The 480-nt window shown below is 50.4% G+C and carries 1 rRNA gene; it reads right to left on the bottom strand.

Annotated features, from left to right (window positions below):
- Positions 1-358 precede the first annotated feature (358 nt).
- Positions 359-471, bottom strand: a 5S ribosomal RNA gene (gene rrf / locus HZU84_RS20070).
- Positions 472-480: the final 9 nt, after the last annotated feature.

Below are 480 nucleotides of genomic sequence, written 5' to 3'. Positions count from 1 at the left end.
CAAGGAATTGAAGTGAACTTCACTTCTCTATCCATGAGCGTTTAAGGTCACAAGGACCCGGATCCGAAGATCCGAGACACTCGCCTCAAACGCCCACGCTTATCGGCTGTTGATTTTTAAAGAGCTTGCCGTTTCCGGCGCGACAACCAATCAAGATCAGTCATCAGCAAAGAAGCGAGATTATCATGCATTTTTTAAACCCTGTCAACAACAAGGTCTATACTGATTCGCTTTTCTGCTCTAGAGACTGGAGCCGAACTGATGCTCTAGCACATCGATCGGTGCAGCTGCACTCTCTAGACAAGACGAAGAGAAGAAAACGCCCAGTCCGTAGACTGGGCGTTTCTCGCTTGTAGAAGCCTGACGATGACCTACTTTCACACGCGAATGCGCACTATCATCGGCGCGGAGGCGTTTCACTGTCCTGTTCGGGATGGGAAGGAGTGGGACCACCTCGCTATGGTCGTCAGGCATAACCGT

The sequence above is a fragment of the Sphaerotilus sulfidivorans genome, from assembly GCF_013426975.1.
Lineage (GTDB): Bacteria > Pseudomonadota > Gammaproteobacteria > Burkholderiales > Burkholderiaceae_C > Sphaerotilus > Sphaerotilus sulfidivorans.
The sequence above is the reverse complement of the archived record's forward strand: the minus strand, read 5'-3'. Positions and strand labels throughout refer to the sequence as shown.